Source organism: Streptomyces lydicamycinicus, from assembly GCF_000829715.2.
GTDB classification, from domain to species: domain Bacteria; phylum Actinomycetota; class Actinomycetes; order Streptomycetales; family Streptomycetaceae; genus Streptomyces; species Streptomyces lydicamycinicus.
Genome location: NZ_BBNO01000003.1, coordinates 431,953 through 448,167, shown reverse-complemented (window position 1 = coordinate 448,167; position 16,215 = coordinate 431,953). Strand labels below are relative to the sequence as shown.

At 72.4% G+C, this 16,215-nt stretch carries 11 protein-coding genes; all 11 read left to right on the top strand.

Going from position 1 to position 16,215, the window contains the following annotated elements:
• Nucleotides 1–32 precede the first annotated feature (32 nt).
• The 11 genes from TU31_RS10875 (at nucleotide 33) to TU31_RS10825 (ending at nucleotide 16,067) form a co-directional block, all read left to right on the top strand.
• Nucleotides 33–263, top strand: coding sequence for a hypothetical protein (locus tag TU31_RS10875; protein WP_042152746.1), 231 nt, complete (start codon nucleotides 33–35; stop codon nucleotides 261–263).
• Nucleotides 264–389: 126 nt separating this feature from the next.
• Nucleotides 390–1,418, top strand: a complete 1,029-nt coding sequence (locus TU31_RS10870; RefSeq protein WP_042152743.1) for a zinc-dependent alcohol dehydrogenase family protein — start codon at nucleotides 390–392, stop codon at nucleotides 1,416–1,418.
• Between the two features lie 172 nt (nucleotides 1,419–1,590).
• Nucleotides 1,591–3,255 (top strand): FAD-binding oxidoreductase, encoded by a 1,665-nt coding sequence (locus TU31_RS10865; protein WP_042152741.1) that lies wholly within the window; start codon nucleotides 1,591–1,593, stop codon nucleotides 3,253–3,255.
• Between the two features lie 75 nt (nucleotides 3,256–3,330).
• Entirely contained in the window at nucleotides 3,331–3,711 is a 381-nt protein-coding gene (locus tag TU31_RS10860; RefSeq protein WP_042152740.1) for a CU044_2847 family protein, read from the top strand.
• The gene (locus tag TU31_RS10855) at nucleotides 3,711–5,849 is read left to right on the top strand and encodes a VMAP-C domain-containing protein (protein ID WP_042152736.1); all 2,139 of its coding nucleotides are present in this window, start codon (nucleotides 3,711–3,713) and stop codon (nucleotides 5,847–5,849) included. Before TU31_RS10860 ends, TU31_RS10855 begins: the two co-directional genes overlap by 1 nt.
• Complete coding sequence (locus tag TU31_RS10850) at nucleotides 5,846–6,799, top strand: AAA family ATPase (RefSeq protein ID WP_042152733.1); 954 nt, start codon at nucleotides 5,846–5,848, stop codon at nucleotides 6,797–6,799. Before TU31_RS10855 ends, TU31_RS10850 begins: the two co-directional genes overlap by 4 nt.
• Before the next feature lie 3 nt (nucleotides 6,800–6,802).
• Nucleotides 6,803–10,213, top strand: coding sequence for an SAV_2336 N-terminal domain-related protein (locus TU31_RS10845; RefSeq protein WP_042152731.1), 3,411 nt, complete (start codon nucleotides 6,803–6,805; stop codon nucleotides 10,211–10,213).
• Between the two features lie 263 nt (nucleotides 10,214–10,476).
• Nucleotides 10,477–12,879 (top strand): SpoIIE family protein phosphatase, encoded by a 2,403-nt coding sequence (locus TU31_RS10840; RefSeq protein WP_245698525.1) that lies wholly within the window; start codon nucleotides 10,477–10,479, stop codon nucleotides 12,877–12,879.
• A gap of 1 nt (nucleotide 12,880) precedes the next feature.
• The gene (locus tag TU31_RS10835; RefSeq protein ID WP_078885690.1) at nucleotides 12,881–13,981 is read left to right on the top strand and encodes a substrate-binding domain-containing protein; all 1,101 of its coding nucleotides are present in this window, start codon (nucleotides 12,881–12,883) and stop codon (nucleotides 13,979–13,981) included.
• An 11-nt stretch (nucleotides 13,982–13,992) separates the two neighbouring features.
• A complete protein-coding gene (locus tag TU31_RS10830) occupies nucleotides 13,993–14,802 on the top strand; it encodes an ATP-binding cassette domain-containing protein (protein WP_042152726.1) in 810 nt (269 codons plus the stop codon).
• Nucleotides 14,799–16,067 carry a sugar ABC transporter permease gene (locus TU31_RS10825; RefSeq protein WP_052718882.1) on the top strand — a complete coding sequence of 423 codons (1,269 nt, stop codon included), beginning with the start codon at nucleotides 14,799–14,801 and terminating at the stop codon, nucleotides 16,065–16,067. The genes TU31_RS10830 and TU31_RS10825 overlap by 4 nt, the downstream gene beginning before the upstream one ends.
• The last annotated feature ends 148 nt before the right edge of the window (nucleotides 16,068–16,215 follow it).

The following is a 16,215-nucleotide window of genomic DNA, read 5'->3' as shown; positions in this document are numbered from 1 at the left end:
GCTCTCGGGACCACCACCGCAGGAGATCCGGCATGCCCCTCGACGTCTTTGCCGCTCTTGGCGCGCTCGTCCGCGCCGAGGCCGCACGCACCCGAACGAAGCCCGCGAAGCCCCCCACGGACCAGCCTCCGGCACAGCGCTCGAACAGCCCGGCACCCCCGCCGGTCGAACCGCCGGACACCACCGCCGCCCCCGCTCCCCCCGCCAAAAGGAGGCATCCGCTCAGCAGGCTGATGCAGAAGCTGACCACGTTCATCGGCTGAGGCGGGCGCCCGGACCCGGCAGCCCGGTCCCCGTGGGCGGCACCACACGGCGAACCCGGCGGAGCGGCAGCAGGCCCCGGCGGCGCACCGTTTGTCCGACTCCCCGGTGGGCGCCATCCTGGAGTCATGGCCCCCGATTCAGGCCCGGAGACCCTGTCCGGGTGGGCCGTCCGGCATCCTGGCCCGGTTGCCTCCGGGCCGCTGGCGTCGGTCCGCCGCCCCGCTCCCGAGCCGGGCCCCGATGACGTGTTGCTCAAGGTGGAGGCCTGCGGTGTCTGCCGTACGGATCTGCACCTGGCGGAGGGCGACCTGCCCCCGCACCACCCGTCGACCGTTCCGGGCCATGAGATCGTCGGCCGGGTGACCGCCGCCGGCGCGGCGGTCACCCGGTTCCGGGCCGGGGACCGGGTTGGCGGGGCCTGGCTGCGCGGTACCTGCGGAATCTGCCGCTACTGCCGTGCGGGCCACGAGAACCTCTGTCCGGCCTCCGTGTACACCGGCTGGGACGCCGACGGCGGCTTCGCCGAGGCCGTCCTCGTGCCCGCGGACTACGCCTACCCGCTCCCGGAGACCGAGGATGCCACCCTGCTGGCGCCGTTGTTGTGCGCCGGGATCATCGGCTACCGCGCGCTGCGCCGCAGTGCGCTGCCCGCCGGAGGCCGCCTCGGCATCTACGGCTTCGGGGCCTCGGCGCATCTGGCCGCGCAGGTCGCCCTGGCCGAAGGGGCCACCGTCCATGTGCTCACCCGGTCCGCGCAGGCCCGTGAACTCGCCCTGGAACTGGGCGCGTCCTCGGCCGGCGCCGCCTACGACCGGCCGCCCGAACCGCTGGACTCGGCGATTCTTTTCGCGCCGGTGGGTGACCTGGTGCCGGTGGTACTGGAGGCGCTGGACCGCTCCGGCACCCTCGCCGTGGCCGGGATCCACCTCAGCGACATCCCGCCGCTCACGTATCAACGCCATCTCTTCTACGAGCGGAATCTGTGCAGCGTGACCTCCAATACCCGGGAGGACGGCCGTGAGTTCCTGGCGACCGCGGCGCGGATCGGCATCCAGGTCACCGTCAGCCGCTACCCGCTGAGCCGCGCCCCGGAGGCGCTCGCGGACCTGGCCGCGGACCGGGTTCACGGGGCCGCCGTGCTGACGCCCGGCTGACCGGAGGGGAGGCGGCCACCAGGCCCTGCGCACATACGGCGAGCGTCAACCCTGATCCACGAGATGACCCCTTTCGGGTACTCGCCACACCCACAACCGTCACGGATAGTAGTCACCGGTTACGCAATGCTGTCAGTTCGTGTGTTTCGAGTGTGCGGACGAGGGGAGCCCCATGGCCGTCGAGCAGGTCCAGGCCGGAGTCGAGTGCGGGATCGAGGTGGGCCGGGGAGACGCCCGCTACGAGGCCCTGCGGAGAGGGTTCAACCAGCGCTTCATCGCGACACCTGACTATGTGTCGGTGGTCAGTTCCACAGCCGAGGTCGTCGCCGCGGTCAACAAGTATCTGGCGAGCCACCGTTCCGACGAGGATCTCCACCGGCGGCTCACGGTCCGCTCGGGCGGCCACTGCTACGAGAACTTCGTCTGCGGGAACGACGTGGGCGTGATCGTCGATCTGGGTCTCCTGGACCGGGCCTACCTGGACCAGGAGATGGGCGCGTACTGCGTGGAGTCGGGGGCGAACAACTGGCATGTCGCCACGCATCTCTACGCCCCGTTCGGGGTGGCCCTGCCCGGCGGCTCCTGTTACTCCGTGGCCGCCGGCGGCCATGTGGCCGGCGGGGGCTACGGGCTGCTGTCCCGGCAGCACGGGCTGACCGTCGACTATCTCTACGCGGTGGAGGTCGTCGTGGTCCGCGACGGGCAGCATGCGGAGGTCGTGATCGCGCGCCGCGACTCGCCCGAACCGGAGCTGCGGGAGCTGTGGTGGGCCCACACCGGCGGGGGCGGCGGGAACTTCGGTGTGGTCACCCGGTATTGGTTCAAGGGCCTGCCCCAGCCCCCCTCCCAGGTCCTGCTGCACGCCGTGGCATGGCCGTGGGAGGAACTGCTGGGGTACCCGGAGCGCTTGAAGTCGCTGGTGCGCAACTACGGGCTCTTCTTCGAGTACGAGAACACCACCCGGCTCCCGGCATCCCTCCGCGGCGACTACAGCGATATGTTCACCCTGCTGAAGCTGAACCAGCGCGCCAACGGCAAGATCGGTCTGATCACCCAGCTCGATGCCACCAGGCCGGACAGCGTGGAGCGGCTGAACGCCTTCCTCGACTGGATCACCCAGGATCTGGGCGTCGAGCCCACCCCCTTGGACCGGCGGATGGGTGAGCACGCCCCCATGTGCGGCCTGGTGGTGCCGACCCGGCTGCCGTGGCTCACCGCCACGCAGACGCTCAACGGCTCCGGCGACAACCAGTGCGGCAAGTACAAGTCGGCGTACATGCGGCGCGGTTTCACCGAAGCACAACTCGACGCCATCTACGACCACTTGTCGACCGAGGACTACGACAACCCCCAGGCACTGCTCCAGGTCGATTCGTACGGTGGCGCGATCAACCTCCCCGACAGCGGTGCCACCGCGGTCTACCAACGCAGTTCCGTACTCAAGCTTCAGTACCAGACGTACTGGAGCTGGGATCAGGACGCCAACCACGACGGTGTCACCGACCATCTCGACGCCGAGATCGACCCCGCGATCGCGGCGCCGCATCTGCGCTGGATCCGTGAGTTCTACCGCGACGTCTACCGGGACACCGGCGGGGTGCCGATCCTGGCGCCGACCGGCGGCCCGGCAGGCGGGCAGCCGGAGCCGATGACCGACGGGTGCTACATCAACTATCCGGACACCGACCTCGACGACCCCGAGTGGAACCGTTCCGGCGAGTCCTCGCACCGCCTGTACTACGGCGACAACTACGCGCGCCTACAAGCGGTCAAGGAGCACTGGGACCCACGCAATGTGTTCCGTCACGCCCAGTCCATTCAGCCGTACACACGCTGACCGCGTCACGGTGGTCCGTGGGGATGATCCGTCCGTTCCGCTGCCGTGAGCACGGCCGATCGGCACAATGGAGGCGTGCCCCAACTCTCAGAACTCAGCCTTGCCGACGGGACGTCGGTCCGCCTGGAGCTGGCCCCGGCGGCCGCCGCCGCACCCCCGGCGCAGTCCCCGGAGACCGACCTGCCGGACGGCATGGGCCCGACCGTACCCGTGGCCCGTGGCGGTGCGGCGGCCGGAGCCGGTGCCGTCGCGGCGATGCGCACGACGCTGCGTCCGCTCGGGCCCCTGCTCCAGGAGATCCACGATGCGGTCACCGCGTCCGAACGACCGCCGCACGAGATGTCGGTGCAGTTCGGGGTGCAGGTCGGCCAGGACCTCAAGCTCGGGATCGTCGGGGCCAACGGCCATGCGAGTCTGACGATCACGGCGACCTGGCAGCCGCAGCGGGCGGAGTAATGGGCTGGTTCCGCGCCGTATCGGGCACCGACGATCCGGCGGACCCCCGGTTCCGGGTGGCGTCGGTGCTGGATGCCGGGGACTGCAAAGCGGCGGGCGCGGCCGTGGTGCTGACGCCGCATCACCTGCTCACCTGCGCCCATGTGGTCAATGACGCGCTCGGGAAGGAGCTCTTCGACGACAGCCGGCCGGAGGGGGCCACTCTGCGGGTGCAGACCCACGGTCCGTCCGGTGCGCAGCTGCACGAAGCGCAGACCGTCCACTGGATCCCGCCGCGGCGGCTCGACGGAGGCGACGGGCCACCGGGCCGCGGCGAGCTGGAGTGGGCGGGCGATCTGGCGGTCCTCAAGGTCGGCGCCGCTTTGAGCTGCCCGGCTCCGCCGGAGTTCCGGCAGATGCGGGTCGGCCAGTCCGTGCGTGCCTGGCACGGCAGCGCGCTGAGCGGCTCGTACGCCGATGTCCGGGTCAAGACCTGTGACAGCCGGGTCGGCTACCTGGACGGCGCACTGTCCGGGATGGCGATCGGGCCCGCCTACAGCGGCGGCCCCCTGTGGTCGGAGGCCGAGGGCGCCGTCGTGGGACTCGTCGCCGCCTGCATGCTGCCGCCCGTCGATCAGGTCTACGACTCCCGGCATGTCACCCGCCGCAGTTGGGGCATCCCGTGGCAGCGGATCGAGGCGGAGCTGCGGGCGGCCGGCGCCGGGTCCCTGCTCGACCGGCCGGTGTGCGACGACGATCCCGCGCAGACCGTCCTGGCCGATCTGCTGTCGAATGTGCTGCCCGCGCCGATGTTCCGGGCCGACTACGCCAGGGCGGTCGCCGAACGCTGCGGTCTCGGGCACCCCACGGACGGGTCCGCCCCGTCTCCGGAGGAGTTCGCGCGGATCCTGGTGACCGAGGAGCGGGCGCTGGCCGCGCTGACGGAAGTCCTGCGCTCCAGGGACCCGGGAGCCGTGACCGCGCTGATCGCGGCGGGGAAGCTGTCCGCGGTGCCCCGGCTGCTGTCGCCGCGGGAGCACGACCGGCTACTGGCCCTGCTCACCGGACTGTCGGACGAGCTCGTGGATCTGCTGCCCGAAGCCGTACGGGCCGCGCTGCCGCTGGTCGCCGAACTCCCCTGTGACGCCGGGTTTCCCGAGCTGCTCGGGAGGCTGGAGCAGCTCTCCGGCGACAGCCGTTCCGGGCCGGGCGAACTGCGGGTGCCCGGCCTGCTGCGGGCGGTCGAGTATGTGGCGGTGCTGTGTCCCGCCCCGGAGCGGGCCCGGCTGCGGCTGTGGGCCGACGGTGTCGCCGCCCGGCTCGGCCTCCCCCCGTCCTCGCTGCGGGAACGCCGTGCGGACGCGGACGAATGGGCCCTCGGGCGGCGCCGGCGCACCCGGCCACCGAGGCTGCTGGTGCATCTGGTCAAGGCCGGTGCGGACGCCTTCCATCTGCGCCTGTGGAGCGATGACGGTATGGGCCCGCACCGGGCGCCGACCGAGACCGGCCGCCGGTACAGCGCGGCCGAGACCGCCGGGGCGGTGCTGGCGCTCCTGGAACGGCTCTGCCGGTCCGCTCCCGAGGGCGTCCGGCCGGTCGTCGAGGTCCTCCTCGACCGTGACTGCCTCGAACTCCCCGTGGACGAGTGGGAGTTCGCCGATGCGGACGGGCTGATCCCGGGGGTGCTGGGCGCGGAGTACGCCCTGGTGGTGCACTGCCCGGAACTCCTGCGCCGCAACGAGCGTTTTCTCGCCGACTGGCGCCACCGCTGGGAACATCTGGAGTCCTCTGGCCCCCTTCGCATCACCGGCCCGTCCACCGGAGTGCGCGAGGTGTACGGCAAGCTGCTCGACCGGCGCGATGCCGCCCGGGTGTCGGTCGAGGTGTCCGCACGGGCCCGGATGGAGATCATCCAGGTGTGTCTGGCCATGGGCGTTCCCGTCGTGCTGTGGGACCGCGGGCCGGCGCACGAGGTCTCGCACGCCGTCCAGCAGGTGTCGGACGCCCCGGCCCGTGCCCTTCCCGAGCAGGTCCGTTCCTACCGCGCCAAGACCCTGCACCGGCCCGCCGACCACCCGGGCAGGCCCGTGCTCGCCTGGGCCGACCCCGACCGCGCCCTGCCCGAACTCCAGCTTTCCGAACCCACGGAGCTCATATGAACGCCGAACCGGCCGCCGACTGGCGGCTGTTCCAGGGAGACGGCACCCAGCGCCGGGTCACCCTGCCGCAGGCCCCGCCCTGGCGCAGGTTCGGCGGCTCGCGGCGCGGCGCCCCCGGGCCGCTGCCGTATCTGATCGCTCCGGAGCACGCCGACGTGGTCAATGCCGCGCTGCATCTGCGCCGGCCGCTCCTGGTCACCGGGCCGGCCGGCACCGGCAAGTCCTCGCTCGCCCGGGCGGTCGCCCATGAGCTCGACCTCGGTGAGGTGCTGCGCTGGCCGGTGAACAGCCGGGCCAACGTCCAGGACGCCCTGTACCGCTACGACGCCATCGGGCGGCTGCGGGAGACCACCCTCAGCCGGGACCGCGGGGAGGCCGAGCCCTCCATCGGCAGCTTCGTCCGTCTCGGCCCGCTGGGAACGGCGCTGGTGCCGGGCCCGCGCCCGAGGGTGCTGCTCGTCGACGAACTCGACAAGGGGGACGTCGATCTGCCCAACGACCTGCTGACCGTGTTCGAGGAGGGCGTCTTCGAGATCCCGGAGCTGGCCAGGCTGCCCGAGGCGCAGTCGGTGATCCAGGTGCTGGTGGCCGACTCCCAGGACCCGGTCACGGTGGAGCGGGGCAAGGTGCTGTGCACCGAATTCCCGGTCGTGGTGATCACGAGCAACGGGGAGCGGGACTTCCCGCCGGCGTTCCTGCGCCGCTGCATCCGGCTGGATCTGCCCACTCCCGACGAGGAGCGGCTGCGGGCCATCGTGGCGGCCCACCTCGGCGACGGCGCGCTGGACGGTGTCGAGGACCTGCTCCGGTCGTTCCTCCAGCGCCGTGGTCCGGGCGAACTCGCCACCGACCAGCTGCTCAACGCCGTCTTCCTGCGCGCCGGCGGCGTCGATCTGGACGCCGACGGGCTGCTGGACGCCGTGCTCCACCAACTCGGCGGGACCGTCTGAGCGATGACGGGCGGATCGGACCGGCTCCGGGAGGTGCTCGCGGTCTTCGCGGGGGCCGGTGTCCAGCTCGACCGGCACTCCCTGCTCGATGCGCTCTGGCTGGCCGGCCGGCTGCCGACCGGCCCGCAATCGGCGCCTCTCGCCCGGGCGTTGGGCCCCGGGCACCGGTCGGTGGCCGGCGAGCCGTGCCCGGAGCCACCGCCGCCGCCCCCGCCGGACGACGGTGCCCTGGCGGAAGCGGAACCCCCTGACGTCCTGCCGCTGGACGACCTCGGCGGCGATCTGCACGCCGCGCCGGAGACCGGAACGGTGCCGCGGCCGCCCCGGCGGGAGTTCCCGCTGCCGCCGAAGACGAGTGCGGCCATCCCGCTGCGGGTCCCGGAGAACAAGGCGCTCCTCGGCGAACTGGGCGTCGGCCGCGCCCTGCGCCCGCTGCGGCAGCGCCGGACCACCACCCGCATCCAGGAGTTCGACGAGGCGGCGACGGCGGCCGCGCTGGCCGAGAGCGGGCTGCCCGATGTCGTGCTGCGTCCCGGGCAGGAGCGCTGGCTCGACCTGGCGCTCGTGGTGGACGACGGCATGTCGATGCTGCTGTGGCGGCGGCTCGCCGTCGAGTGGCGGACGATGATGCAGCGGGTCGGGGCGTTCCGCATGGTCCATGTGCACGGGCTGGACACCCGCGGGCCCGATGCCCCGCTGCTGCGCGGCCGGCCGTTCGATCCGGACACCACCTCGCTGCCGCCGGCGGTGCTGGCCGACCCGTCGGGCCAGACCTTGATCCTGCTGCTGAGCGACGGTATGGGGGCCGCCTGGCGGGACGGCCGGATGCACCGGGTGCTGGGGCGCTGGGCGGCGAACGGGCCGGTGGCGGTGCTGCATGCGCTGCCGCCGCGGCTGTGGGGCGGCTCCGGCATCCAGGCCGGCCGCTGGCGGGTGACGACGCGCCGGCGCGGTGCCGCCGGGGCCTCGTGGAGCGTCAGCGATCCGGTTCTGCCTGCCGATCTCGCGCCGTTCCACGGGCTGCCGGTGCCGGTGCTGGAGACTTCCGCGGGCCCCGTCTCGGCCTGGTCCCGGCTGCTCGCCTCGACCGGTGGCACGGTCCAGCTCCCGTTGCTGCACGCCCCGGCCGGGCGCCCCGTCGTCCCGTCCGGCGACGGCACGGACTCCGTACGGCACTTCCGCGCGGCGGCCTCGCCCGAGGCGTACCGGCTCGCCGCGCATATCGCGGCGGTGGCGCCCGCTTCCGTGCCGGTGATGCGGCTGGTGCAGTCCGCGGTGCCGTGGTCCGCGGACACCGCCCATCTGGCCGAGGTGTTCCTGGGCGGGCTGATGCACCCCGTCGAGGCGCCGGTGGCCGGTCCGCTGCGGGATCAGCACCGGATCTTCGACTTCCCCGAGGCGGCCAAGTCGGCGCTCCTGGACGCGGTGTCCACGCCCGAACTCCTGCGCACCGGCTGGCACATCGGCCGCCGTCTGGAGCAACTGGCCGGGCGCTCCCCCGACTTCCCCGCCTGGCTGGCGCATCCGGACGGGATGGACCACCTCCCGGCCGGCTCGCGCGCCTTCTCCTCCGTGGAGCGGCGGCTGATGGCCCGGCTCGGCGCCTCCGTGCAGGTGGCGCCGCCGGACGACGACACCGAGCCCGCGGGCCCCGACGGCTGGCGCCCCCTCACCTCGCGCGATCCGCGCCGGCTGGGCCCGTACACCCTGCACGGCCGGCAGCCCGGCGCGCGTTCGCTCGTGTATCTGGGCCGCGATCGCCACGGCAAAGAGGCCGCGGTCCGGGTGATCAGGCCGGGCGCGCCGGACGAGGCGGCGGCGATGCTCGCCACCGAGGCGGAGGCGCTGGGGCGGATGGCCGGCCAGTATGCGCCGCTGCTGCTGGCGACCGGCCCGCACGATGAGCCGCCGTGGCTGGCCATGCAGCTGTACCGTCCGTCCGGGCAGGACCAGGGCGGGCCGCCGCCGCAGCTCAGCAGCCTGCTGCGGGCCGCCACCGGCTCCCAGCTGCGCCGCGACACCCTGCTGTCCATCGCCTACGGATGGCATCTGGCGAGCGCCGTCAACCTGTGCCACCTCAAGGGGCTGGTGCTCCCCGAACTGACACCGCAGAGCGTGCATGTCGTCGGGCGCTCCCTGATGCTGACCGGGCTGGGCCGGTGCGGCATCGACGGGGAGTTCCGGGCCCGCGGGGCGGAAGCCGTCCCCACGATGGCGGACAACGTCGAGTCCCTGGGCCAGATCCTGCGCCGGCTCGGGGACAAGCACCATGTCCCGGTGTCCGCGGAGAGCGACATGGCGCTGTGGCAGGGCGACACCTGGCGGCCGTTGCGCGAGATCGTCACGGCGTGTCTGTCCGAGGACCCGGCCCGGCGCCCGACCGCCGGTGAGGTCGCCGAGGCGTTCGCCCGTTACGTGCCGATGGCGACGGAGCTGCGGACGGGCGGTGGCGAGGCCGGTGGCGCGGACGGCCCCCGGAGCGCCGCGCACTACTCGTTCCGTCCGGGGCCGCAGATCCCGCTCGACGACGACTCCGCGGCGTCCGACGCGGTGGCGGCCGGGCCGTCGCGGGGCGGCGCGCCGGCGCCCCGGCTGGGACGGCGGCGGATGGGGCCGGAGCAGCAGCGGAAGCTGGAAGTGATCCGTGCCCGGCTGCGGTTCAGTTATCGGACGACCGTCGTCGGCGTCGACGGCGAGGTCGGCCGGAGCACCGTCACGGTCGCCCTGGGCTCGCTGCTGGCCGCGGCGCGCGGCGGGCGGGTGATCGCGCTCGACGCCGGCCACGCGGTCGGTGAGCTGGCCGCCCGGCTGAACCGCGGCGGCACCGCCGGTCTGCGCCACAATCTGCTCCGTACGCTGCCCGCGGTCGACAGCTACGAGGACGTGCTGCGCCACACGCTGGACGGACCGTCAGGGCTGCGTGCGCTCACCCACGGCCTGGGCCGCACCACGCCGGTTCCGGTGTACGAGGAGGAGTACCGCCGGCTGATGGAGCTGCTGAGCCGGCACTTCTCCGTCGTCCTCGCGGACTGGGCGCATCTGCGGACGGAGAGCGTCACCGACACCGCGCTGTCGATGACGCACCGTCTGGTCGTCGTGGCCCGGATGACCGAGCGCGGCATGGGGCAGACCCAGGCGCTGCTGACCCGTCTCGCGCAGCGGGGTTATCCGGAGCTGGCGGAGCGTGCCGTCCTCGCGGTCACCGGCCTTCCCGGGCCGGACCGGCCGGCCCGGCGGGACGACTTCGCCGAGCAGTTCCGCGGCCATCCGGGCGGGATGGTCTTCATCCCGTTCGACTACCGCCTCGACAGCCAGCGGGACATCGATCTCGCCCGGCTGCGGTCCCGTACGCAGGACGCGTTCCTCGACCTCGCCGTGCTGCTGGCGGAGGACTTCCCCGATCACACACCGTGACCACCGCGCCGACTAGCTCCCGGCTCCCTGCGTGCCGCACCATGGAGGGAAGACGGTTAATTCACGACATATCCGATGAGGCGGTGGCGGGGTGGACGCCCTGGCCCCCGAGGGCGGATACGGCGACCGTGGCTTATGACGACGGCTTCCGGCGTACGGAGGCGGTGCAGGCAGTGACCGCACGAGTCCTTGGGTCTACCGGGGCTGAGCTGACCGCCGTCTATGTGCCGGCCGAAGGGGACGGCGTTCTTCAGCTGGCCGAGATGGTCGGAGGCTCCGGCGTCCCCTATGGGTTGCCGACGAGCTATCCGCTGTCCGGCAACTCTCCGGTGGCCGCGGCCTTCCGCAGCGGCGACGCCCTGTGGCTGAGCCCGGCGGAGCTCGCGGAGTACGACCTCAGCGGTGCCGCGGACAGCCCCGGTGCGGACGCCTGGGACGGTGCCGGGAAGCCGCCGGCCGATGTCTCGTTGTGCGTGCTGCCCCTGGGCGGGACCGTCCGGCGGCTGGGGTGCCTGGTGGTGATGGACAAGGCCACCGACGCCTTCGACGCGGACCGTCGCCATCTCCTGGAACTGCACGCCGACCAGGTGGCCGCGGGGCTGGAGGCCGTCGCGGCCCGGGTCATGGCGCAGACGGAGCGGCGCTCGCTGCTGGGCCCGGGGCTGGACACCCTCCGGGGCGGCGCCTTCACGCTGGTGCTGCGTACCGGGCGGATGGACGCGGACGCCCAGGTGCTGGAGCTGTTCGGTATCAGCCCGGAGGAGTTCGACCGGCGGGTGGAGACGCTGCTGGAGCGCACCGTGCCGGACGATGTGCCGGCGCTGATGTCGATCGTGGAGCCCGGCGGGCTGACCGCGTCCGGCCAGCAGCTGTCGATCCGTATTCGCCGGCCCAACGGCGAGCTGCACTGGCTGAGCCTGCGCTGCCGGGTGCTGCTCGACGCCGACGGCACCCCGGAGCGGATGCTGGGCGTGGTCGCCGACGCCTCGTATCTGCGGCCCACCGCCGACGAGGTCTCCATCGTGCAGCGGCTGTCGGCCGCGCTGGCCGGTGCCACGACGATCCGGGACGTCAGCCGGGTGGTGGTCGCCGCGCTGCGGGCTCCGCTGGCGGCCGAGCGGGTGGCGGTGGCCGAGCTGGAGGCCGACCGGATCGTGGTGTCCGTGCTGGACCCGCCGGAGCCCGCGGCCTGGCCCGACGCATGGCGGTCCGAATGGCGGTCCGAGTGGCCCGATGCGGCCTGTCACTCGATGCCCACGCTGGAGAGCGTGCTGCGCTCCGGGCATGTCGCCCTGTGGCCGCCGGGGGCTGCCCTCGAAGCCGATCTGGCGGGCATCGGGCCCGGTGGGCTCGCCGTGCTGCCGCTGCCGGCCGAGGGCCGGATCGTCGGGGTGTGCCTGATCGGCTGGGACGAGGAGCACCACTTCGGGCCGGAGGAACGGTCCTTGCTGACCGCGTCCGCGGGCCTGGTGGGGCAGGCCCTGGTGCGCGCCCATGCGCTGGACGCCGGGCACGAGCTCGCCACGATGCTCCAGCGGAGTCTGCTGCCCCGCAAGCTGCCGTCACTGCCCGGCGGGGTGGCCGTCGCCCGCTATCTGCCCGCCACGATGGGGCTCGAAGTGGGCGGCGACTGGTACGACGTCATTCCGCTCTCCAACAGCCATGTCGCGCTCGTCATCGGCGATGTGGAGGGGCACAGCGCCGGCGCCGCCACGATCATGGGGCAGATGCGCACGGCCATCAGGGCCTACGCGGTGGAGGGCCACCCGCCCGATGTGGTGATCGCCCATGCCAACCGGCTGCTCCTCGGCATGGAGACCGATCTGTTCGCGACCTGCTGCTATGTGGACCTGGACATGGAGGAGGGCATCGCCTGGTTCGTCCGGGCCGGGCATCTGCCGCCGCTGCTGCGGCTCCCCGACGGCAGCACCGAGGAACTGCCGGTCGAGGGCGGCCCTCCGCTGGGGGTGGCCGAGGCCGGGGAGTTCCCGCTGACCGAGGTGGGCCTGGCCCCCGGCACCGTGCTCGCCCTGCTCACGGACGGCCTGGCCGAGTCCTCCACCCTCCCGCTGGAGGACGGCATCCGCCGGGTGCGTGCGGCGCTGGCCGCGGCCGATCCGGCCGATGCCGGTCAGCTCGCCGATGCGCTGCTCGGGGGCGCGAAGCGGCGCGACGACGATGTGGCCCTGCTGGTGCTGCGCTACGACGGGATGCGGGTGCGTCCGACCCGCGCCCGCTGGACGGTGTGGCGGCTCCCGGATGCCGTCATGCACGCCCGGCGCTTCACCGGGCGCACCCTGCGGTCCTGGGGCGTGACGGAGGAGCAGGACGTGGCCCTGTTGGTGGTGTCCGAGCTGGTCACCAATGCCATCGCGCACACCCAGGGCGAGGTGCGGCTGGATCTGACGCTGGCCGCGGACCGGCTGCGGATCGGGGTGAACGATGCTTCGCCGCGTGCCCCCGTCAAGCCGACGAGTGTGGACTGGGAGTCGACCGGTGGCCGCGGGCTGCTGCTCGTCGAGGCGATGTCGGTGTCGTGGGGCTCGGTGCCGCTGAGCGGCGGCAAGCAGGTGTGGAGCGAGATCACCGTGGAGCCGGGCGAGCGGCTCGGCACGGAGACACCGGCCGCCGCGGACGGCCGGCAGAACGGTGAGGAGGTGCGCTGAGGTGCGTGCTCGCCTGCGTGGTGCCGCTGCCGTCCTGGTCGGGGTGTGTCTGGTGGCCGGGCCGGTCGCCTGCGGGGAGGCCGGCGGGGCCCGGGAGCCGAACGGGCCCGCCTCCGGCGGCGCCCCGAAGATCGGGGTGCTGCTCCCCGACAACACCTCGCGCCTCTACCACTTCGACAAGCCCCTGATCGAGAAGAAGATCCATCGGCTGTGCCCCAAGTGCACGGTGGAGACCGTCAGCGCGCAGCACGATGTGGCCACTCAGCAGCAGCAGATGGACGCGATGATCACCAAGCGGGTGCAGGTGCTGATCCTGGACGCCGTCGACTCCAAGTCGCTCCGTTCGTCGGTCGAGAGCGCGCGGCGGGCCGGGATTCCGGTGGTCGCCTATGACCGCCTCGTCGAGGGGCCGGTGTCCGCGTATGTCTCCTTCAACGGCGCGACGGTCGGCAGGCTTCAGGGCGAGGCGCTGCTCAAGGCGCTCGGTCCCAAGGCGCGCGACGCCCAGATCGTCATGATGAACGGCGCGGCGACGGACCCCAACTCCGCCTGGTTCAAGCAGGGTGCGCTCGCCGCGCTCAAGGGCAAGGTGAAGATCGGCAAGGCTTATGAGACCGGCGACTGGCGGCCGGAGAACGCGAATCGCAATATGGCCGCCGCCATTTCGGCCCTCGGCGCGGACCGCATCGACGGTGTCTACTCCGCCAACGACGGCCTGGCCGCGGGCATCATCGCCGCCCTTCAGGCCGCGAAGGTCACTCCGCTGCCGCCGATCACCGGTCAGGACGCCGAACTCGCCGCCATTCAGCGCCTCGTCAAGGGTGATCAGATCATGACCGTCTACAAGCCCTTCGCGCCCGAGGCCGGCACCGCCGCCGCCATGGCCGTCGCGCTGGGACGCGGCGAGAAGCTCAAAGGCATCACGACGCACACGGTCAACAGCCCCACCCACCGCGGCATCCCGGCCGTGCTGCTCACCCCGGTCTCCGTGAACGTGCACAACATCAGGAACACCGTGGTCAAGGACGGCATGTACACGATCGATCAGATCTGTACCCCGAAATTCGAGTCCGCCTGCAAGAAGGCGGGACTCCTCAGGTAAGGCAGGCATTCATGGAGTCCGGCGCAACCCTCCGGCGGCCGAGGCCGGCACCGCCCCTGCTGGCGCTGCACGGCATCTTCAAGCGGTACGGCGCCGTCCAGGCCCTGGCCGATGTCGATCTGGAGGTCCGCGCCGGTCAGGTCGTCGCTCTCGTGGGCGACAACGGCGCCGGCAAGTCCACCCTGATCAAGGTGATCGCCGGGGTCGACCCCGCCGACGGGGGCGTGATCGAGTGGGACGGCCGGCCCGCCCCGATCACCCGCCCGCACGACGCCCAGGACCTGGGAATCGCCACCGTCTACCAGGACCTCGCGCTGTGCGACAACCTCGACGTGGTCGGCAATCTCTTCCTCGGCCGCGAGATCCACCGGGCCGGCGTCCTCGACGAGGTGGAGATGGAGCGCCTCACCCTCGACCTGCTGGACAAGCTGGCCATCCGGATGCCCGACGTCCGCCTCCCGGTCGCCTCGCTCTCCGGCGGCCAGCGCCAGACCGTCGCGATCTCCCGCTCACTCCTCGGCGAACCCCGGCTCGTCCTCCTCGACGAGCCCACCGCTTCCCTGGGCATCGAACAGACCGCCCAGGTCCTCGACCTCGTCGACCAGCTCCGTGAGCGCGGGCTCGGGGTGCTGCTCATCAGCCACAACATGGGGGACATCAAGGCCGTCGCGGACTGGATCGCCGTTCTGCGGCTCGGCCGGAACAACGGGTTCTTCGATGTGACGACCACCTCCCACGAACAGATCATCTCCTCGATCACCGGCGCCACGGACAACGCCGTGACCCGCCGCAAGGCGCCGGAGTGGGACGCGGAGCCATGAGCCGGACCTGGGCGCTCCGGAAGCACAAGGCGGCCGGCGCCGCGGTCACCGCTGCCGACCGCCGCCGGCTCACGCCCGAGCTCGGCGCACAGAACCCCCTGGTGATCCTCAAGCGCAGATTCCACAGCGGTGAGCTCGGCTCGGTCCCGGTCGCCCTCGGACTGATCGTGGTGTGGATCATCTTCGAGAGCCTCAACGAGAACTTCCTCTCGCCGCGCAACCTTTCCAATCTGAGCGTGGACATCGTCGGCACCGGGATGATCTCGGTGGGTGTCGTCTTCGTGCTGCTGCTGGGCGAGATCGATCTGTCGGTCGGCTCGGTGAGCGGCCTGGCGGCGGCCGCGTTCGCGGTGCTGAACGTGAGCCACGGGGTGCCGGAGGGGCTCGCGCTGCTGATCGCGGTGCTCGGCGGCACGGCGATCGGAGCCGTCCAGGGCTTCTTCCTCGCCAAGGTCGGGGTGCCCGCGTTCGTGGTCACCCTTGCGGGCCTGCTGGGCTGGAACGGTCTGATGCTCTACATCCTGGGCGCCAACGGCACGATCAACCTGGACGACAAGGGCCTGCTGGCGATGCTGACCGGCTACTACTTCCACAATGTGGCCGCCGCCTACGGCCTGGCGGCGCTGGGCACCGCCGGGTACTTCCTCGCGTCGTACCACGATGCGCGGCGGCGCCGGACGGCCGGTGTGCCCGCCCGGTCGCTGAACGAGATCCTGCTGCGCACGGGCGTGCTGGCGGCGATCGCGATGGCCTCGGCGTTCGTCCTCAACCAGTTCCTGGGGCTCCCCCTGGCCCTGTTGATCTTCCTTGTCGTGCTGGTCGGCCTCGACTGTGTGCTGCGCCGCACGCGCTACGGCCGCATGATCTTCGCGCTCGGCGGCAGCGTCGAGGCGTCCCGCCGCACCGGCCTCAATGTGGACCTGGTCCGCATCTCGGTCTTCATGATGTCCGGCACGATGGCGGCGGTCGGCGGTCTCTTCCTGGCCTCGCGCGTCACCTCGGCCAGCCAGACCTCAGGGGCGGGCCTGCTGCTGATGGACGTCATCGCCGCGGCGGTCATCGGTGGCACCAGTCTGTTCGGCGGACGGGGCCGGACCTGGTCGGCCCTGCTCGGTGTGCTGGTGATCCAGTCGATCGCCTCCGGCGTGGCCCTCATGGGCATCCAGACGGCCGTGCAGTTCATGATCACGGGCGGTGTGCTGCTGATCGCCGTGGTCATCGACTCGCTGTCGCGGCGGGCTCAACGGGCACACGGGCGGGTCTGACGGGGCGCCGCGACGGCGGGAGTTCGGGCCGCGGGCACAGCGGACGCGCGGACCTCCGGCGGCGGGTTGGGGGCCGAGTGGCTCATGCCGCGGCGGACGAGGTCGAGCACCCTTGAGGTGGGGGCGCGAAAGCGACGAGCGCGCAGGG